Raw genomic sequence first — 18,689 nt, 5'->3', positions numbered from 1 at the left:
AGCTTGACGTTCAAAATCAACGGAGTGACTCCAGATGAACAAAATACTCCTGGTCGACGACGATCTCGAGCTGACCCAGTTGCTGACCGAGATCCTCACCCTGGAAGGGTTCGAGGTGACGGTGGCCGAGGACGGGGAAGAGGGTCTGCAGCGGCTGGCCGAGCAGAGGTTCGATCTGGTGTTGCTGGATGTGATGATGCCGAGGCTCAACGGCTTCGCCATGCTGACCCGGCTGCGCAAGCGCTACGAGACCCCGGTCCTGATGCTGACCGCCCGTGGCGACAGCCAGGACAGGGTCAACGGGCTGGAGGCCGGCGCCGACGACTACCTGGCCAAACCGTTCGACGATCGCGAGCTGCTGGCCAGGGTGCGCGCCATACTACGCCGCACCCAGAGCACGCCCCCCCAGCGCGGCGCCTCGGACGAGTTGAGATTCATGGATCTGGTGCTGCAACCCGGCCTGCAGCAGGCCCGTTGCAACGATGAGCTGCTGGAGCTCACCGCCACCGAGTTCGGCCTGCTGGAGTGTCTGCTGCGCAGTCCTGGCCAGATCGTCAGCAAGAATCTGCTGTCCGAACAGGTGCTCGGCAAGAAGCTCGAACCCTTCGATCGTGCCATCGACATGCACCTGAGCAACCTGCGCAAGAAGCTGCCGGAGCGGGCCGATGGCCAGCCCCGCTTCAAGACGGTGCGCGGTCGCGGCTATCTCTGGCTGGAGCAGGCATGACTGCCATTCGATCCTTCGGCGGCCTCTCCACCCAGATCTTCCTCTGGTTCTGGTTCATGCTGCTGGTTTTGCTGGCCGCCGTGGTCATATTGCCCACCCTGGATCCCCGCAACATCATCCCCCTGCCCGAACACGAGGTGACCCGGATGAACAACAACCTGCGGGCGCTGCAGGCGGGGGCAGCGCCGAGCCAGGACTTCGACCTGATGCAGGCCATCAATGCCGCCGGCCTGCTGCCGGTGGACAACGTCTACCTGCGGGACGCCAAGGGGCAGATGCAGTCCACCACCCGTCTCAGCAAGTTCGTCATCCGCTTCATGCTGGATTCGGACAACCCGGCCAAGCCCATGCTCGGCAGCGAGCACCAGAGAGCCATCGCCGGCCCCTTCCTGATGCGTCATCACGGCCAGGACTACCATGTCTACTTCGGCCTCAACGTCGAGAACTCCTACCTCTTCCTGTTCATCCAGATCCTGGATCACCCCATCCAGATCCTCGGCATCGCCATGCTGGTCAGCACCCCGCTCTGCCTGCTGCTGGCCTGGCGATTGACCCGCCCCATCTTGCAGCTGCAGCAGTCCGTCTCCCAGCTGGCGGAGGGCAAGCTGGAGACCCGGATCCCCAACCTGGGGAGGCGGGACGAGATCGGCCAGCTCGCGGATCATGTCAGCCACATGGTGGATACCCTCAAGCGCATGATCCAGAAGCAGAAACAGCTGCTCTCCGACATCTCCCACGAGCTGCGCAGCCCCCTTACCCGCATCCAGCTGGCCCAGGCGCTGATCCGCCGCAAGCAGGGGGACAGCAGCGAGCTGGCCAGGATCGAGGCCGAGATCGCCCGACTCGACAAGCTGATCGGCGATCTGCTGGATCTCTCCCGGGTGCAGCAGCACGTGGAGGCCCCCGTGGTGCTCCCCCTGGCGGATCTGCTGGAGCCCATCCTGGACGACGCCATGTTCGAGGCGAACCAGAACGGCAAGCAGCTGCGGCTGCCGCCCCTGCCGGCGGAGTCCATCCGCATGTGGCCGGAGCTATTGGCGCGGGCCCTGGAGAATCCGCTGCGCAACGCCCTCAAATATGCGCGGGAGTTCATCAAGGTGGACTGGTATCGGGAAGGGCGGGAGTGGGTGATGACCATCCGGGATGACGGCCCCGGCGTGCCGGTGGAGCAGCAGGAGCAGCTGTTCCTGCCCTTCTTCCGGGTGGATGACGCCCGCAATGCCAAGACGGGCGGGACCGGGCTCGGGCTCGCCATCGCCGCCGAGGCCATAGCGCGCCACGGCGGCACCATCCGGGCCAGCAACAACCAGCCGAACGGCCTGGTCATCACCGTACGCCTGCCCATGGCGTGACAATCCCTTTTCATCACGGCGGGCGCTGGGTATGCTGGCGCCCCTTATCCCGTCCCTCAGGACCCCGCCATGCTCGACATCGTGCTCTACCAGCCGGAAATCCCCCCCAATACCGGCAACATCATCCGTCTCTGTGCCAACACGGGTTACCGGTTGCACCTGATAGAGCCGCTGGGATTCGAGTGGGACGACAAGCGGGTGAAGCGGGCCGGGCTCGACTACCACGAGTTTGCCGAAGTGAAGCGCTGGCCGAGCTATGAGGCGTTTCTGGCGGCGGTGGCGCCGACCCGGGTCTTTGCCTGCACCACCAAGGGACGCACCGCTCACTCGGCGGTCCGCTTCGCCCTGGGGGATGCCCTGCTGTTCGGGCCCGAGAGCCGCGGCCTGCCGGCGGAGATCATCGAGAGCCTGCCGTTCGAGCAGCGCCTGCGCATCCCCATGCTGCCCCAGAGTCGCAGCATGAACCTGGCCAACGCAGTCTCGGTGTTCGTCTATGAGAGCTGGCGCCAGTTCGATTATCAGGGCGCCCTCTGATCCGCTCGTGCCAGGTGCCTGCAATCAGGGCTGGCTATCGCAACCCTCCAGGCTAACCGTTCATGTCGGCTGAACGGTCAGGCTGATGGCTCCGGCCTCGCCTGCTCCAGCAGACGGCCATCACGCTCCAGGCGCCAGCATAGCCAGCCCAGGGTCAGCCCACGCCCCGTCATCAGGGCCGCCATGGCGGCCCACAGGGCTGCCACACCCCACGCCTGACACAGCCACCAGATGGGGAAGAAACCGGCGAACACCGCCACCAGCATGCTGTTTCGCATCTCCCGTGCCCGGGTCGCCCCGATGAAGACCCCATCCAGCAGATAGCACCAGACCGCCAGCAGCGGCATGGCCACCAGCCAGGGCAGCTGGCGGTTCGCCTCGGCGATCACCGCCGGGATGTCGGTGATATGGGCGATGAGCAATCCGCCCCCCAGGGCAAACGCCAGGGTGAAGCCCAGGGCGATCAGTCCGGCCCAGCCCAGGTTAAGGGCGATGGCCTCCCGCAGCCCCTGCCTGTCCCGCCGTCCGATGGCGCGCCCCACCATGGCCTCCACCGCGTAGGCAAAGCCATCCAGCCCGTAGGAGATGAGCATCAGGAAGTTGAGCAGCACCGCATTGGCGGCCACCGCCACGTCCCCGAGCCGCGCCCCCTGCAGGGTCATGAAGGCGAAGCAGAGTTGCAGACAGAGGGAGCGGATGAAGATGTCCCGATTCAGGCCGAGCAGCCGCCGCAGCGCGGGCCACTGCCGCCAGCGCCGCCAGGCGCCGTGCCACACCTCGGCCGACAGGTGACGCAGACGGCGACTCACCAGCCAGAGCCCGAGCCCAAGCGCGCAGTAATCTGCCAGCAGGGTGGCGCTGGCGACCCCCTTGACCTGCCAGCCCAGCCCCAGCACGAACCAGGCATCCAGCACCATGTTGACCAGGTTGCTGAAGATCAGCAGCAGCATGGGACTGCGGGCATCCTGCATGCCCAGCAACCAGCCCATGATGACCAGGTTGCACAGGGCCGCCGGGGCGTTCCAGATCCGGATAGACACGTATTCGTTGGCGTAGAACTGTACCTCGGGCGAGCCACCACTCAGCGCTATGAGCGCCGGCAAAAAGGGCAACAACAGCAGCAGGAGCGCGGCGCCGAGGCCGACCGCTAGGCCGAGCGCCCGCGCCAATGTATCCAGTTGCCCCTCGGCACTGGCGGCGCCATGGGCCTGGGCGGTCAGGCCAGTGGTGGACATGCGCAGGAAGCCAAGCAGCCAGAAGATGAGATTGATGAGGGTCGCCCCCACCGAGACGCCGCCGAGGAACCAGGCCTGGCCGAGGTGCCCTATCACCCAGGTATCCACCAGCCCCAACAGAGGGGTGGTGACGTTCGAGAACACCATGGGCAGGGCCAGGGCAAACACGGCCCTATGGCGCCTGGGGTCGCGCAACCAGGGTGGGATCAGCATGAGCAGAAGACCAATTGAGGATTCACTCGTCCGCCAGCCGCACTATCTTGGCAAAGTCGGACACCATCCCATCCATCGACACCTGGGGCACCAGACCGGGCCCCGTCTTGGGACGGAACACGGCCACCAGCTTGCCCGCGGGGTCGATCAGCACGATGGAAGCCGAATGGTCTATCAGGTAGCCCTTATCGCCGTGTTCCACGATGGAATAGACGAGCCCCAGGTTGCGAATGAAGGGGAACAAGTTCCGGTGAGGAGCCGTTGCCGCCTTGAACTCGGGCTGGAAGAAGGCGGTGTAGTTTTTGAGGCGGGCGCTGTCATCGCGCTTGGGATCCGCCGAGACGAAGACCACCTGGCTGCTGGGAGCGATCTTTTTCAGCTCGGGGTAGGCGGAGCGCATCTCCGCCAGCGTGGTCGGGCAGATGTCCGGGCAATAGGTGTAGCCGAGAAACAGGAAGGTCCAGTGCCCCACCAGGCTGGCCTGGGTAAAGGGCTTGCCATCCCCGTCGGTCAGGGTGAAGGGATTGATGTCCCGCCCCGCCGGATAGTAGTCGGCCTGCTCCGGCTGGGCAGGCCTGGTCCAGTAATAAACGACCATGATGCTAACCACCAACAGCATGAAAAACAGGGGGTAACGGGGTTTGACCATATAAAATTGAGCCTTGCCAGGGGTATCAGCCAGAGGATCGGGCCAAATGAAGGGTTATTGTAACCTGCCTGCCCCTGTTTCTGGCTACTCCGGGGTCTGAATACCTCGCAAGACCCGACCTCGTCTGGGCTGGCAGCCGGTCGTCCTTGCCCCTGCCAGGCTGGCATGTGCCCAAGAAACAGAAGCCCCACACAAGGTGGGGCCAGGAACAAACGGGTGACGGGCACTCAGGGCCGCCACCGCTGCCGCACCTGGGGACGCCTGACGACGGCATGCAGAGGGACGACAGGAGCTGTCCAGGGTGCATCCGGCAAGCCGATGTCGTGATGGCGACGAAACAGGCGCACCAGGCGCACTATCTTGTCCTTGGGACACCCTAGCCAGATGGTCCAGCCACTCCCCTTGTGGTACACCCAGAGCGCATAGAACCACGTCATCCGGCTGCCCTTGATGAAGCGGGTGATGGAGGATGCGGGGGCCGTGTCCGGACCCGGATCCCATGGTGAGCTTGAAGCCATACCTGTCCTCCTTGCGCAACAGGCTACGTCGATCTGCGCCCTTGCCAGGGACAACACAGGATCACGTACTGACGCTATGGGCCGCTTCGGGTGAGCGACTCTCCCTTCTATCCCGCGCCGCCCCAGCGGCATCGGTGCTGCATCCCTGCGGCCTTATGCTGGCCCGCTCGGGCTATCAACCGGGGTATGGCGACCCCTCGGCCCACCGGCGCGAAGCGAGCCATATCCAAGGATATATCTGAAATGCCGGCCCTGCGGCGGTGGCGTGGTCTGAGGAGAACAAAAATGACGGGGAGGAGGAGGGGCAACGGAAACGAAAGGCACAGAAACGACACGGCCTCCCGCAGGAGGCCGTTTGATGGCTGCCGGCATCACATCCAGTCGGCGTTGCGGATAACCCCGACCGCCAGGCCCTCTATGGTGAGGTGCTGGCTGGCGAGATCCACCGAGATGGGGGAGAGCTCTTCGTTCTCCGGCAGCAGCCACACCTGGCTGCCCTTGCGCTGGAAGCGTTTGACGGTGACATCCTCGTCGAGTCGGGCGACCACCACCTGGCCATTGCGCACATCCTGGGTCTTGTGCACCGCCAGCAGATCCCCGTCCATGATGCCGATGTTCTTCATGCTCATGCCTTGGACCCGCAGCAGGAAGTCTGCCCGCGGATGGAAAAGGGCGGGATCCACCTGATAGTGGCTCTCGATATGCTCCTGGGCCAGTATGGGCTCGCCGGCGGCGACCTTGCCGATGAGGGGCAGGCCACTCTCTTCCGCCGGGGCTTCCTCTTCCTCGAGCAGCAGACGGATGCCGCGGGAGGTGCCGGGCATGATCTCGATGACCCCTTTCTTGGCCAGGGCTTTCAGATGTTCCTCGGCCGCATTGGCCGACTTGAAACCAAGCTTCTGGGCAATCTCGGCACGAGTCGGCGGCATGCCGGTCTCGTTCATGTTCGCCTTGATAAGCTCCAGCACTTCAGCCTGGCGGGGAGTAAGGGGTTTCATAACATGGGCACCTGTCTTTTTATACAGCACACTGGCAGTATATACAGTGCTGGGGCCAAGGCAAGGTGTTGCTGATATTTGTCCCGCCTCCGTCGCACTTATTGCCACAAATGACCCATTCTTGATCCTGTGCCGCCACTCATCCTACCTCTCGGCGACAAGCCAGCGGTGTTTTGTTATGCTCACGCCGCATTTTTTTGGAGAGCAGACACCCATGTCCATCGGACAGAAGATTTCCAGAGCCATTCTGCAATGGCCGGTCAGCGGCTTGGTCAATCACAAGAGCCTGCCGGAAAACCCCATTACGGAACTGGACCTGGACCCGGCCAGACCCATTGTCTATGCCCTGAAAACCAGCTCGATCACCGACCTGATGACCCTGCAGCAGTGCTGCGAGGATCTCGGCCTGCCCGGTCCCTTCACCCCGCTGGAACTGGGTGGTCAGCTGCTGCCGCGCTATGTCTGTCTGGATCGCCCGCCTCCCCTGTTTGGCAAACGCACCAAGCCGCTGCCCTTCCTGCAAGAGTTTCATCAGCTGCTGGACCTGCACAAGCAGGATCCGGCGCTGGATATTCAGGTCGTCCCCGTCACCCTGTTCTGGGGCCGCGGCCCGGGCCGGGAGGGGGAAGAAGCCTCCGGCTGGAACATCATCAGCAGCCTGGCGCCGAACCGCCTCAAGAAGGCGCTGATCGTGATCCTCAAGGGTCGCGAGAACCTGGTGCGCTTCTCCCCGCCCCTCTCCCTACGCTACATGGCGGACAAGCACGGCACCGACGAGGCCATAGCCCACAAGCTGGCGCGGGTGGCGCGCACCCATTTCAGCCGCCAGCAGCTCGCCGCCACCGGCCCCAAGCTGCCGAACCGCAACCTGCTGTTCAAGCAGTTGCTGGACTCCGGCGTGATCCAGCAGGCCATAGAGGAAGAGGCCGAGCGCGAGGGCATCAGCCTGGAGAAGGCGCAGAAGCGCGCCCACGCCTACATGGACGAGATCGCCTCCGACTTCTCCTACCGGCTGATCCGCCTCGGCGAGAGCTTCCTCGGCTGGCTCTGGAACAAGCTCTATCGCGGCCTCTCGGTCAACGGCGCCGAGCGGGTACGCCAACTGGCCCAGGAGGGTCACGAGATCGTCTACGTGCCCTGCCATCGCAGCCACATGGACTACCTGCTGCTCTCCTACGTCATCTATCACCAGGGCATGGTGCCACCCCACATCGCGGCGGGCATCAACCTGAACTTCTGGCCGGCGGGCCCCATCTTCCGCCACGGCGGCGCCTTCTTCATCCGCCGCACCTTCAAGGGCAACCCGCTCTACAGCACGGTATTCCGTGAATACCTGAACCTGCTGTTCGCCAAGGGCTACTCGGTGGAGTTCTTCACCGAGGGTGGCCGTTCGCGCACCGGCCGCCTGCTGCCCCCCAAGACCGGCATGCTGGCCATGACTCTGCAGGCCATGATGCGCGGGCTGGACAGGCCGGTGACCCTGGTCCCCGTCTATCTCGGCTACGAGCACGTGATGGAGGTGAACACCTATCACAACGAGCTCAAGGGCAGCCGCAAGGAGAAGGAGAGCTTCCTGCAGGTGCTCGGCATATTGCGCAAGCTGCGCAACTACGGCCGCGGCTTCGTCAACTTCGGCGAACCTCTGACCCTCAACGGCTACCTCGGCGAGCATGTGCCGAACTGGAAGGAGAGCATAGGCAAGGAGGAGCGCCCTGAGTGGATGGCTCCCACCGTCAACCAGCTGGCCGAGCTCCTGATGACCCGCATCAACGACGCCGCCGCCGTCAACGGCCTGACCCTGAGCGCCCTGGCCCTGCTGGCCGCCGAGCGCCACGCCCTGACCCGGGACGAACTGCAGGCCCAGCTCAACACCTATCTGGATCTGCTCAAGCAGGTGCCCTACAGCCCCCAGAGCACCCTGCCGGACGAGGATGCCAGGACCCTGCTGGATCAGGCGATGGAGCTCAACAAGTTCGAGGTGAGCGAGGACAAGCTCGGCCAGATCATCAGCCTGGACCGCTATCAGGCGATCCTGCTGACCTACTATCGCAACAACATACTGCACCTGTTCGCCCTGCCGTCCCTGGTGGCGGCGCTGATCGAACGCTGCGAGGGGATAGGTCGCTCGGAGATCGTCGCCCGCTGCGTCGACATCTACCCCCTGCTCAAGACGGAGCTGTTCCTGCGCTATGAAGAGGAGGAGCTGCCGGCACTGGTGGATGCCCTGCTGGCCGAGCTGCAGCGTCAGCAGCTGATCGAAGCCCGCGACGGCGGCTACTGGGTCAACCCGATCAACCAGATGCGGCTGCTGCTGCTGGCGGAGAGCATTCAGGAGACGCTGCAACGCTACGCCATCGTGCTGACCCGCTTGCTGGCCCAGCCACGCATCGAGGCGGAGCAGCTGGAGGCGGATGGCCTGATGATGGCGGAGCGCCTCGGCACCCTTCACGGCATCAACGCCCCCGAGTTCTTCGACCAGAAGCTGTTCAGCACCCTGATCCACTCCCTGCGCCGGGAAGGCTATCTGGACACCGGCAGCAAGCCGGATCTCGGCCGCTTCCAGGCCCTGGCCGACAACATAGTGCCGCTGCTCAGCACCCGGATCCGCCGCACCATAGAAGCGGGCAACCGGATCTGATGCCCTGATAAGGCATCATGGAAAATAAAAAGGCCGCATCTGATGCGGCCTTTTTCATGGGTTCTGCCCCTGGAGCATGGGTCTGCCTAGAGGTAATGGAGCACCACCCCGATCAGCACCAGGGCCCCCACGTAGTTGTTGTTCAGGAACGCCTGGAAGCAGGCCTCGCGCTGACGCTCCCGGATGAGCCGCTGCTGATAGACGAAGAGTGCCGCCGCCCCCAGCAAGCCCCAGTAGTAACTCGAGCCAAGCGCCATCAGCTGGCCCACCAGCAACAGGATCAGCAGGGTCGCCAGTTGCAGCACGCCGATGATCCGCTTGTCGTGGCGACCGAACAGGATGGCGCTCGATTTCAGCCCCAGCTTGAGGTCGTCGTCCCTGTCCACCATGGCGTACTGGGTGTCGTAGGCGATGGTCCACAGCAGGTTCGCGAGAAACAGCAGCCAGGCCACGGGGGGCAGGGCGTTGGCTTCGGCCGCATAGGCCATGGGAATGGACCAGGAGAAGGCCATCCCCAGCACCAGCTGGGGTATGGGGATGAAGCGCTTCATGAAGGGGTAGCAGACCGCCAGCAGCAGACCGGCGAACGATAGCCCTATGGTGAGCGGGTTCAGGGTCAGCACCAGGCCGAACGAGATCAGCGCCAGCACGGCGAACAGGGCCAGCACCTCCCGCGGGGCCACCTTGCCCATGGGCAGGGGCCGGCCGGCGGTGCGCTTCACATGGCCGTCGAAGTTGCGATCCGCATAGTCATTTATGACGCAACCGGCGGAGCGCATCAGGAAGACCCCCACCACGAACACCAGCAGGATCCAGAGACTGGGCACGCCGCCAGCCGCCAGCCAGAGCGCCCACAGGGTGGGCCAGAGCAGCAGCAGGGTACCGATGGGTTTGTCGATGCGGGCCAACTGTGCATAGGCCAGTCCCCGCTCCTTGGTTAACAGCTTCACTCCGGCTCCTTAGGCAATGGCGGCGAATGGGACAACAACGAGGGCAGGAAGAGTTCGTGGACCAGCAAGGGCCACGGCCCCAGATAGAGACGGGAACGACGCCCCCAGACGGTGGCGGCCGGGCAGAAAGCATTGGCCGCTATCTCGAAGCGCGCCAGCAGCAGGCTGTCTCGCCTTGTCGGCTCGGCACCGAATATGCGTTCCCCCAATGGCTGTTCACCCAGATCATGCAGACCGCTTCCCTGTAGCGCCGCCTCGGCGAACAGGGTCCAGCCCAGGATGGCGGGGCCGCCATCGCCGTGCAGTATCACCTCGCGGCACAGGCCCTGGGGGCAGTCGGCAGCCACCAGTGCCTGCTCATCGGCCGCGAGCGGCACACTGCGATTGCCCAGCAGTTGCACCGACAGCTGGCGATAATGGCGACGCAGTCGCCGGGTCATGGAGTCGGCCTCCAACAGCCAGGGACGCAGCGTCTCGGGGGGCTCACAGTGCTCTGGGGCCCGCCAGGGATCGAGCTGGATGAGGGGAACAGTCGGCTCGGACTTCACAGCTTCACCATCCGGAGGTTTCCGTTATCAGGTTAAAATCCGGTTTATTATCCGTAAATCAATGGCGAATTGTAAGAACATCCGTGCTTGACGGCCCCGATGGCAGCATCAAAAATGGGGCATCCGTCGTTGCCGAGCCATTCAGATGAAGATGATCCAGGTCCTGTTGATGTTAATGCTGAGCGTTACCGCCCTGACAGCCTCTGCCTCAGAGGAGGCTGGCGAGCCCGCCTCTGCGGCCGTCAAACCCGGCTTTGCCTATCATGCGCTGGATCCGGACATCATCACCAACTACCTGGGGGAGGGTAAAACCCTGGGTTATGTGCGGGTGACCGTGGAACTGATGGCCGAGAACGAGGCGGACCTCAAGCTGCTGGAACAGCATGACCCCCTCATCCGCGACGCCATCATCCGCCTGATTGGCAGCAAGACCGGCGCCCAGATCAAGTCCCTGGCGAGCCGGGAGGAGCTGCGCAAGGAGTGCGAGGATCAGGTCAACGAGCTGCTGGTGAAAGAGACCGGCAAGAAGGCGGTGCGCGAGCTCATCTTCACCAAGTACCTGTATCAGTGACCCCTGGGTGAAGCGCTTGATAAAGAGAGTGCAGACAAGCTCCCCATCCGTTCCCTATGTTGTCGAGGAGTGAAGCGCCATGGGCCACAAGACGCTGTGTGAATGGCGCCGCAACGAGATCCCGTTCGAGCTCAAGGCCTTGCGCAAGATAGTGCGCAAGCCCAAGTTCGTGTGCGGCAAGTGCGCCCGCAGCGCCAATGACAAACTGTATCTGTGTCAGCCGCTGCGCCTCAAGGAGAAGGAGGACTAGCCCCCTTCATCCCTGACCCTGATCCCGGTGTCACGCCAGGCCATCAGTCCAGCCATCGCCGGGGATAACCTGGACAGGGCTCATTGATCGGTCCAGCCCTGACGACCCTGCGCAAACAGGCGACGCGCCTGGACGTCGTTCGGGCAGACGCCACGATACTCCTCCCCCGAGCGACCGGCCAGGTAGAGATGCTCCGGGCGGCAGTACCAGGCCAACCCCTTCTGGCGACCCTGCTGCCACATGGCCACATCCACCTTGTCCCCGCACTGGGTCTGATGGAACTCGACCCGATCGGCGGTAAAGCCGAGCTTGCCGTCGGCTTCTCCGACGTCGGTCCAGACCTTCTCGCAGGGGTCGTCCGAGTTGGACACGCAGCCCCCGAGCAGGGCGGCACACAGCATGATGAGGAGTGAGCGCATAATCATCCTTGAGCGTCGTGTGAGTGGGGAAACGGCTCTCTGGCGTGACGAAATGCCGTCGGCTCATCCAATCTGAGCGCCATTTGAGCAGTTCATTCTAACCAGAGCCACCACGGCCACCAAGTCGCATCCTGCCGAACAGACAAAAAATTGGGCGAGCCCCAGGGCTCGCCCACGCACTCAACCGGGATTCATTGATCGTCGAGGGATTCAAAATCCTGCCACCCCTCGTCGTCCAGCTCCTCCAGTTCGTCCTCCCAGGATTCCGGCTCCCAGTCATCGTCGAGCTCGTAATCCGACCTTGGTTCACCCATGCTCATTCTCCTTGGATAGTGCACCGGCTTTCAAAGTCTATCCAGAATCGCGGGGCTCGCCAGTGGCCTCGCTCAGAGTTTGACCAGGGTACGGCCCACCACCCGGCCCTGGGTAATGGCCTCGGCGGCAGTCACGACCTGCTCCAGCCCTATCTCGGTCACCGCCTGCTCGAAGAAGCGGGCAGGCAGATCTCGAGCCAGCCGCGCCCAGGCCTGCTGACGACGAGCCAGCGGGCACATCACCGAATCCACCCCCTGCAGGCGCACGTTGCGCAGGATGAAGGGCATGACGCTGGTCGGCAGGTCGAAACCACCCGCCAGACCGCAGGCGGCCACGGCACCGCCGTAGTTCATCTGGGCCAGCAGCTTGGCCAGCACCTGGCTGCCGACGGTGTCGATGGCACCGGCCCAGAGTTGCTTCTCCAGCGGCTTGGCGGGCTCCAGCAGCTCGCTGCGCGGCACTATGCGGCTCGCCCCCAAGGCGGTCAGCATCTCGCCCTGCTCCTCCGGGCGACCGGTCAGGGCCGCGACGCGATAACCCAGCGCGGCCAGCAGGGCGACGGCTGTGGTGCCCACCCCACCGGCGGCGCCGGTCACCAGTACCTCGCCACTGCCTGGGGTGATGCCCGCCTCCTCCAGCGCCAGCACGCAGAGCATGGCGGTGAGGCCGGCGGTGCCGATGCACATGGCCTGGCGCTCATCCAGCCCGGCCGGCAGCGGCACCAGCCAGTCTGCCTTGACGCGAGCCTGCTCAGCCATGCCGCCCCAGTGCCCCTCACCCACACCCCAACCGGTCAGTACCACCTTGTCACCCGCCTGATAGCGCGGGTCGGCGGATTCCAGCACGGTGCCGGCGAAGTCGATGCCGGGCACCAGCGGCCACTGGCGCACTATCTTGCCCTTGCCGGTGATGGCCAGCCCATCCTTGTAGTTGATGGAGCTGAAGCTCACCGCCACCCGCACCTCCCCTTCCGGCAGCTGGTTCTCTGCCAACCGGGTCAGGGTGGGGATCGTCTTGCCATCTTGGTTTTCCAGTAACAGGGCCTTGAACATGCTTGCCTCTCGGGTTGTGTCGTCAGGTGCTCTGACGCTTTTGCAGTTGAAAATCCAGGGTCAGGGTCGTGCTTGCCACGGCGTCCCCCGCGAGCTGGCGCAGGATGAGCTCAGCGGCCTCTTGCCCCATCTGGTGATAGGGGATGCGGACCGAAGTGAGGGCCGGGTAGCAGGCCCGCGCCACGTCCAGATCGTCGAAGCCGGCGATGGCGAGCTTGCCCGGCACGCTCAGATGGCGGCGCTGGCACTCAAATAGCACGCCGGCGGCCAGCTCGTCGTTGACGCAGATCAGCGCATCCAGCTCGGGCCAGCGCAGCAGAAACTCCCCCAGCATGGCGGCCCCCGTGCTGAAACTGGGCAACTCAGAGGTGTTGATGATGGCATCCGGGGAGAGGTAGTTGTCCAGTAGCGCCTTCTGCCAGCCCTGCATGCGCTGCTGCAGCATCCACTGCTCCTGGCGGGCACACAGAAAACCGATATTGCGATAGCCGCGCTCGATGAGGTGCCGCGTCAGCTGATAACCCGCATCGAAGTTGGAGACCCCGACGTTCATGTCGATGGGTTGGCGCGCCATGGCACCCACCTCCACCACCGGCAGGCGGGCCGCCCTCAGGCGGGTGCGGACCGTCTCGCCAGGATCGCCGCCAAACAGCACCACGGCGGCCGGATTGTGCTGCAGGAAGTTGCCGAGCAGGCTCTCCTCCTGCTGTTTCAGGTGCTGGGCATCCCCCAGCATGATCTGGTAACCCTCGGCCAGCAGGGTCTGCTGCAGACCGGCGATCATGTCGCCACAGCCGCGCTCCGCCAGGCTCGGGACTATGACCACTATGGTCTGGGAGGTGGCGGAGGCGAGCGCCCCGGCCGCCCGGTTGGGGATATAGCCGAGCTCGTCCACCGCAGCCTCGATGCGCTCGCGCATCTTGTCCGACACCAGCTCCGGGGTACGCAGGGCGCGAGAGACCGTCATGGCCCCCACCCCGGCCAGCCTGGCGACTTCGTTGAGGGTCACCCGACCCGTGCTACGGCGTTTCTTGACTTCTGACATCTATTCCCTTCCTCGGCATGCGGGCTTGCCCACTTTAAGGCAAAAGCGTGGCACTGACTATTTGCTCAAGCCGGATTCTACCCTGTACCGCCCTATGAGGGGTCAATACGAATCCCTTTAAGTGCGAAAATGATAGCGCTATCACAGATCGCTGTTAGCGCTATCTGGTAGCGCTAACTTTCGCGATCAAGTTCACAGTTATGCCGAGGCAAGATCGCTAGATTGGCCCCATCTTATCCAGCCGGATCACGACCATGCTGACTCAACTGTTGACCGAAGAGGTCATCTCCATCGAGGCGGGAGCCCGCGACTGGCGCCATGCCATCGAGCTCGCCACCGCCCCCCTGCTGGCCAACGGCACCATCGAGCCTTCCTATGTGGCGGCGCTGTACCGCTCCCACGAGGAGCTCGGTCCCTACTATGTGCTGGGCCCGGGTCTCGCCATGCCCCACGCCCGCCCGGAAGACGGGGTCAACCGGTTGGGGCTGGGGCTGACGGTGCTGAAAGAGGGGGTCAACTTCGACTCTGAGGGCAATGACCCGGTCCGGCTGCTGGTAACCCTGGCCGCCAGCGACAGCAACTCCCACGTGGAGACCATCGCCCAGCTGGCCGAGCTGTTCATGAACGAAGAAGACGTGGCGGCCATCGTAGCGGCCGACACCAAAGACGACATCTTGCGCATCCTGGCGCGCTACTGATCTGCGCCCCGGCGCCCTGAAAGAGGAAGAGACAATGAAAATTCTGGTTGTATGCGGACACGGTCTGGGCACCAGCCTGATGATGGAGATGAGCATCAAGAGCATCCTGAAGGAGCTGAATGTGACCGCCGAGGTGGATCACCGGGATCTCGCCTCCGCCGGCAGCGAAACCGCCGAGATCTTCGTCGCCACCCGCGACATCGCCGAGCAGCTCACCAGCATGGGGGTCAACGGCAAGCTGGTCTCCCTGGACAACATGGTCGACAAGGCCGCCATGAAGGAGCGGCTCTCCGCTGCCCTGCGCGAGCTGGGCGCACTCTGAGTTCGCGACTCGCGGCGAGTTCAACACTGCGGCCCGAGGGCCGCATCTTCCATTGATTGGAGCTGACCATGGAATTTTTCAATTTTCTGATGTTTGACGTGCTGTCGGAGCCGGCCGTGCTGGTCGGTCTGATCGCCCTTATCGGCTTGATTGCCCAGAAGAAACCCGTGACCGAGTGCATCAAGGGTACGGTCAAGACCATCATGGGCTTCGTCATCCTGGGGGCCGGTGCCACCCTGGTGGTGAACTCCCTCGGCGACTTCGCCACCATCTTCCAGCACGCCTTCGGCATCAAGGGGGTCGTCCCCAACAACGAGGCCATCGTCTCCATTGCCCAGCAGTCGTTCGGCAAGGAGATGGCGATGATCATGTTCTTCGCCATGCTGGTGAACATCTTGATCGCCCGCCTCACCCCCTGGAAATTCATCTTCCTGACCGGTCACCACACCCTGTTCATGTCCATGATGGTGGCGGCCATCCTCTCCGCCGGCGGCATGAGCGGTATCCCGCTGATCGCGGTGGGCAGCCTGGTGGTCGGTGTAACCATGGTGCTGTTCCCAGCCATCGCCCACCCCTACATGAAGCAGATCACCGGCTCGGACGACGTGGCACTCGGCCACTTCTCCACCTGCTCCTATGTGCTGGCGGGCTGGATCGGCGCCAAGTTCGGCAACAAGGCCCACAGCAGTGAAGAGGTGCAGGTGCCCAAGAGCCTGCTGTTCCTGCGCGATACCCCGGTGGCCATCTCCTTCACCATGGGCATCATCTTCCTCATCACCTCCGCCTTCGCCGGCCCCGAGTTCGTTTCCAGCGTCGCCAAGGGCAAGCACTGGTTCATGTTCTCCCTGATGCAGTCCATCACCTTCGCCGCCGGTGTCTACGTCATCCTGCAGGGTGTGCGCATGGTCATCGCCGAAATCGTGCCGGCCTTCAAGGGGATCTCCGACAAGCTGGTGCCCAACGCCAAGCCGGCGCTGGACTGCCCCATCGTCTTCCCCTATGCCCCCAACGCCGTGCTGATCGGCTTCCTGTCCAGCTTCACCGCCGGCCTGGTGGGCATGGTGCTGCTCTATCTGCTTGGGCTCACCGTCATCATCCCGGGGGTGGTACCGCACTTCTTCGTCGGCGCCGCCGCCGGGGTGTTCGGCAACGCTACCGGGGGTCGCCGTGGTGCCCTGCTGGGTGCCTTCGCCAACGGCCTGCTGATCACCTTCCTGCCGGTGTTCCTGCTGCCGGTGTTGGGGGATCTCGGCTTTGCCAACACCACCTTCAGCGATGCCGACTTTGGCGTGGTGGGCATACTGCTCGGCCTGATCGTGCGCTGATCGCACCGATAAGCTGTCAACAAAAGGCACGGCCCCGGGGTCGTGCCTTTTGTATTGCAGGGCTCGCCCCCACCTTGAGTGGCGAATAATCCAGCGGCGATAGGAAAATCGGGCCATCAGAGTGTCGGGGATCGGATTTTCACGCCGACGCGGCAGCATCTGACCATTGAGTGCGATATGCTGTTGGGCCCACGAACCACCATGACCTCCGTTGAGGCCTTCTCCATGAAATACCTGGTAGTACAAACCAAACAGATAGGGGACGTGCTGATCTCCACGGCACTGTGCAACAACCTCAAGCAGCATGATCCCGCCGGGGAAGTGCACTATCTGGTGATGGACTACTGCGCGGGCATGGCGGAGGGCAATCCCAACATCGACAGGCTGATCATCATCGAGAAGGCACGCCGCAACGAGTGGCGCTACATGAAAGCGTTGCTGATGGGGATCCGCCGCGAGCGCTATGACGTGGTGATCAACAGCCAGGGTCAGATGATAGGCCTGCTGACCTGCCTGCTGTCAGGGGCCGGACTGCGCATCGGCTTCGACTCCTTCCCCTGGCGACTCGGCCATAACCGCATCGTGCGGTTTCGCAAGGACACGGAGCATCGGGGCAACAGCACCCTGGTCGACGACAGATTCTCCCTGCTAAAGCCCCTGGGACTCGCCAAAGAGGATCGCAACTACTACCTCTGGCTGAGTGAGGTGGAGAAGCGGCAGGGGCACGAGAGCCTGCAGGCGGCCGGAGTTGATCTGGATAGGCCGCTCGTCGCCATGGGGGTCAATTCCCTCGGTCACTACAAGCGCTGGCCCATAGACTGCTTCGCCGAGGTGGCACGCTGGCTCATCGAGGAGCACGACGCCCAGATCTTGATCTACTGCGGGCCGGGGGAGGAGGAGTACAACCGTGGCCTCAAGCCACTACTGCCAGAAACGCTGCAGGCCAGCTTGTTTGACCATATCCAGACCCGCTCGGTGCGGGAGCTAGTCGGCCTCTTCGCCCACTGCCAGCTGTTCGTCGGCAACGACACTGGACCCCGCCATATTGCGCAGGCACTCAATCTCCCCCTTTTAACAATTATCGCTCCACTGGGTCATAAAGATATCGCGAACCCAAATAGCCACTCCCGATTCCAAGCTATAGAATGCGATTTCAGCGAAAGATCATCTGAAATATCCGCAGTAAATATTAAATTAAGCCAACTTATTTCAGACTTTTGGATTTAAAAAAATGAAAAAAATATTATTTATTGTTGAAGATCTTTATGGTGGAGGTGCAGAAAAAGTTCTATTGAATACAGCATCTTTACTTCAAGAAGCTGGAGCTAAAGTTAGTCTTTATACCTTACGGGATAGAGTCGAGCATATCATCCCTGAAAATATAACACCGATTAACCTTGCCATCGTCAACCGTCTTACCAAGGCAATATCAAATACTTTTGTTGAAAGATTACAAGCTTCTTTTATTTATATAAAAATCTTGAAAGAATCTCCTGACATAATTATATCTTGCTCATGTGACAAAATAACACGACATTTGCCAAACAATTTAAATATATATTATTGGATTCATGGTAACGTGACTAGTTTTGCAGAAAAAAATGATAAGAGTTATGCCAAGTTCAAACGTTTTTATGATGGTAAAAATATAATATGTGTTTCGCATGGCATTTCCAATGATATATTAAATAATGTCAAAGCAAAACCAAAGTCATGCCAAGTCATTTATAATCCATTTGACATTGCAAAAATAAAGTTTATGGCAAATGAACGTATCAAAGTTCCTTTTGAGAAATATTTTATTCATATAGGTTCATTTGAGCACAGGAAGCGTCATGATCGCTTGCTTCAGGCTTATAAGCTGAGTGGTATAGATACACCGCTCATATTGATGGGTAAAGGGGTATTGCGCCAAAAAATTGAAATGATGATCGAGGAACTAAACCTCACGAATAAAGTCGTCATCATTGACTTCCAAAAAAATCCATACCCATATATCAAGTCTGCCCACGCACTTGTTCTAACATCTGACGCTGAAGGGTTACCTACAGTACTTATCGAGGCACTGATATGCCACACTCAAATCATCAGCGTTGATTGTCCATCAGGACCATCAGAAATCCTCACTGGAGAATTGCGAAAATACTTGTGCCCGATGAACAATATACAGACGTTAGCTACTTATTTAGAAAGTGCTGATAGAGAATTGACAAAGATCAACCCTGGTACTTATCAGGCCTTCTCACAAGAAGAGACTATAGACAAATTCATGAAGCTATAACCTAATATTTTAGGTGTGCTAAATTGCCCACCTAAAATACCTATTATTT

At 61.7% G+C, this 18,689-nt stretch carries 21 protein-coding genes; 11 read left to right on the top strand and 10 right to left on the bottom strand.

Features of this window, described 5'->3' with window-relative positions; genetic code table 11:
- Positions 1-34 precede the first annotated feature (34 nt).
- The 3 genes from ACRCYW_RS16285 to trmL all read left to right on the top strand — a co-directional run bounded on the left by ACRCYW_RS16285 (position 35) and on the right by trmL (position 2,613).
- Positions 35-727, top strand: coding sequence for a response regulator (locus tag ACRCYW_RS16285; RefSeq protein ID WP_438551085.1), 693 nt, complete (start codon positions 35-37; stop codon positions 725-727).
- Complete coding sequence (locus tag ACRCYW_RS16280) at positions 724-2,079, top strand: ATP-binding protein (RefSeq protein ID WP_438551084.1); 1,356 nt, start codon at positions 724-726, stop codon at positions 2,077-2,079. Before ACRCYW_RS16285 ends, ACRCYW_RS16280 begins: the two co-directional genes overlap by 4 nt.
- 69 nt (positions 2,080-2,148) lie before the next feature.
- A complete protein-coding gene (trmL, locus tag ACRCYW_RS16275) occupies positions 2,149-2,613 on the top strand; it encodes a tRNA (uridine(34)/cytosine(34)/5-carboxymethylaminomethyluridine(34)-2'-O)-methyltransferase TrmL (RefSeq protein ID WP_438551083.1) in 465 nt (154 codons plus the stop codon).
- Positions 2,614-2,690: 77 nt separating this feature from the next.
- On the opposite strand, the gene dinF is transcribed toward trmL, so the two are convergent.
- The 4 genes from dinF to lexA form a co-directional block, all read right to left on the bottom strand.
- Positions 2,691-4,061, bottom strand: a complete 1,371-nt coding sequence (gene dinF / locus ACRCYW_RS16270) for an MATE family efflux transporter DinF (RefSeq protein WP_438551082.1) — start codon at positions 4,059-4,061, stop codon at positions 2,691-2,693.
- Positions 4,062-4,083: 22 nt separating this feature from the next.
- Positions 4,084-4,710: an SCO family protein gene (locus ACRCYW_RS16265; RefSeq protein WP_438551081.1), complete on the bottom strand. Its 627-nt coding sequence runs from the start codon at positions 4,708-4,710 to the stop codon at positions 4,084-4,086.
- 227 nt (positions 4,711-4,937) lie between these two features.
- A complete protein-coding gene (locus tag ACRCYW_RS16260) occupies positions 4,938-5,228 on the bottom strand; it encodes a hypothetical protein (RefSeq protein WP_438551080.1) in 291 nt (96 codons plus the stop codon).
- Between the two features lie 371 nt (positions 5,229-5,599).
- Positions 5,600-6,226 (bottom strand): transcriptional repressor LexA, encoded by a 627-nt coding sequence (gene lexA / locus ACRCYW_RS16255; protein ID WP_438551079.1) that lies wholly within the window; start codon positions 6,224-6,226, stop codon positions 5,600-5,602.
- Between the two features lie 214 nt (positions 6,227-6,440).
- Here lexA and plsB point away from each other — a divergent pair, with 214 nt between their 5' ends.
- On the top strand, positions 6,441-8,864 hold the full coding sequence (gene plsB / locus ACRCYW_RS16250; RefSeq protein ID WP_438551078.1) for a glycerol-3-phosphate 1-O-acyltransferase PlsB: 2,424 nt from the start codon (positions 6,441-6,443) through the stop codon (positions 8,862-8,864).
- An 86-nt stretch (positions 8,865-8,950) separates the two neighbouring features.
- On the opposite strand, the gene ubiA is transcribed toward plsB, so the two are convergent.
- Both ubiA and ACRCYW_RS16240 read right to left on the bottom strand, forming a co-directional pair.
- Positions 8,951-9,814 carry a 4-hydroxybenzoate octaprenyltransferase gene (ubiA, locus tag ACRCYW_RS16245; protein WP_438551077.1) on the bottom strand — a complete coding sequence of 288 codons (864 nt, stop codon included), beginning with the start codon at positions 9,812-9,814 and terminating at the stop codon, positions 8,951-8,953.
- Complete coding sequence (locus tag ACRCYW_RS16240) at positions 9,811-10,362, bottom strand: chorismate--pyruvate lyase family protein (RefSeq protein ID WP_438551076.1); 552 nt, start codon at positions 10,360-10,362, stop codon at positions 9,811-9,813. Before ACRCYW_RS16240 ends, ubiA begins: the two co-directional genes overlap by 4 nt.
- A gap of 145 nt (positions 10,363-10,507) precedes the next feature.
- On the opposite strand from ACRCYW_RS16240, the gene ACRCYW_RS16235 reads away from it, so the two are divergent.
- Together ACRCYW_RS16235 and ACRCYW_RS16230 are read left to right on the top strand one after the other, a co-directional pair.
- Positions 10,508-10,933 carry a flagellar basal body-associated protein FliL gene (locus tag ACRCYW_RS16235; protein ID WP_438551075.1) on the top strand — a complete coding sequence of 142 codons (426 nt, stop codon included), beginning with the start codon at positions 10,508-10,510 and terminating at the stop codon, positions 10,931-10,933.
- Between the two features lie 79 nt (positions 10,934-11,012).
- Positions 11,013-11,183: a hypothetical protein gene (locus ACRCYW_RS16230; protein ID WP_438551074.1), complete on the top strand. Its 171-nt coding sequence runs from the start codon at positions 11,013-11,015 to the stop codon at positions 11,181-11,183.
- A gap of 80 nt (positions 11,184-11,263) precedes the next feature.
- Here the strand turns inward: ACRCYW_RS16230 and ACRCYW_RS16225 are convergent, their stop codons facing one another.
- The 4 genes from ACRCYW_RS16225 to ACRCYW_RS16210 all read right to left on the bottom strand — a co-directional run bounded on the left by ACRCYW_RS16225 (position 11,264) and on the right by ACRCYW_RS16210 (position 14,014).
- Positions 11,264-11,608 carry a DUF2799 domain-containing protein gene (locus ACRCYW_RS16225; protein ID WP_438551073.1) on the bottom strand — a complete coding sequence of 115 codons (345 nt, stop codon included), beginning with the start codon at positions 11,606-11,608 and terminating at the stop codon, positions 11,264-11,266.
- Positions 11,609-11,793: 185 nt separating this feature from the next.
- Positions 11,794-11,916 carry a hypothetical protein gene (locus ACRCYW_RS16220; protein ID WP_349920384.1) on the bottom strand — a complete coding sequence of 41 codons (123 nt, stop codon included), beginning with the start codon at positions 11,914-11,916 and terminating at the stop codon, positions 11,794-11,796.
- A gap of 72 nt (positions 11,917-11,988) precedes the next feature.
- Positions 11,989-12,969, bottom strand: a complete 981-nt coding sequence (acuI, locus tag ACRCYW_RS16215; RefSeq protein WP_438551072.1) for an acrylyl-CoA reductase (NADPH) — start codon at positions 12,967-12,969, stop codon at positions 11,989-11,991.
- A 22-nt stretch (positions 12,970-12,991) separates the two neighbouring features.
- On the bottom strand, positions 12,992-14,014 hold the full coding sequence (locus ACRCYW_RS16210; protein WP_438551071.1) for a LacI family DNA-binding transcriptional regulator: 1,023 nt from the start codon (positions 14,012-14,014) through the stop codon (positions 12,992-12,994).
- A gap of 254 nt (positions 14,015-14,268) precedes the next feature.
- Between ACRCYW_RS16210 and ACRCYW_RS16205 the strand changes: the two genes are divergently transcribed.
- The 5 genes from ACRCYW_RS16205 (at position 14,269) to ACRCYW_RS16185 (ending at position 18,640) form a co-directional block, all read left to right on the top strand.
- On the top strand, positions 14,269-14,712 hold the full coding sequence (locus ACRCYW_RS16205; protein ID WP_438551070.1) for a PTS sugar transporter subunit IIA: 444 nt from the start codon (positions 14,269-14,271) through the stop codon (positions 14,710-14,712).
- A gap of 34 nt (positions 14,713-14,746) precedes the next feature.
- Positions 14,747-15,034 carry a PTS sugar transporter subunit IIB gene (locus ACRCYW_RS16200; RefSeq protein WP_438551069.1) on the top strand — a complete coding sequence of 96 codons (288 nt, stop codon included), beginning with the start codon at positions 14,747-14,749 and terminating at the stop codon, positions 15,032-15,034.
- Positions 15,035-15,102: 68 nt separating this feature from the next.
- Positions 15,103-16,359 carry a PTS ascorbate transporter subunit IIC gene (locus ACRCYW_RS16195; RefSeq protein ID WP_438551068.1) on the top strand — a complete coding sequence of 419 codons (1,257 nt, stop codon included), beginning with the start codon at positions 15,103-15,105 and terminating at the stop codon, positions 16,357-16,359.
- A gap of 225 nt (positions 16,360-16,584) precedes the next feature.
- A complete protein-coding gene (locus tag ACRCYW_RS16190) occupies positions 16,585-17,586 on the top strand; it encodes a glycosyltransferase family 9 protein (RefSeq protein WP_438551092.1) in 1,002 nt (333 codons plus the stop codon).
- Between the two features lie 4 nt (positions 17,587-17,590).
- Complete coding sequence (locus tag ACRCYW_RS16185) at positions 17,591-18,640, top strand: glycosyltransferase (protein WP_438551067.1); 1,050 nt, start codon at positions 17,591-17,593, stop codon at positions 18,638-18,640.
- Positions 18,641-18,689 lie beyond the last annotated feature (49 nt).

This window comes from Aeromonas sp., from assembly GCF_051657805.1.
Taxonomy (GTDB): domain Bacteria; phylum Pseudomonadota; class Gammaproteobacteria; order Enterobacterales; family Aeromonadaceae; genus Aeromonas.
This window is presented reverse-complemented; position numbering and strand designations above follow the sequence as displayed.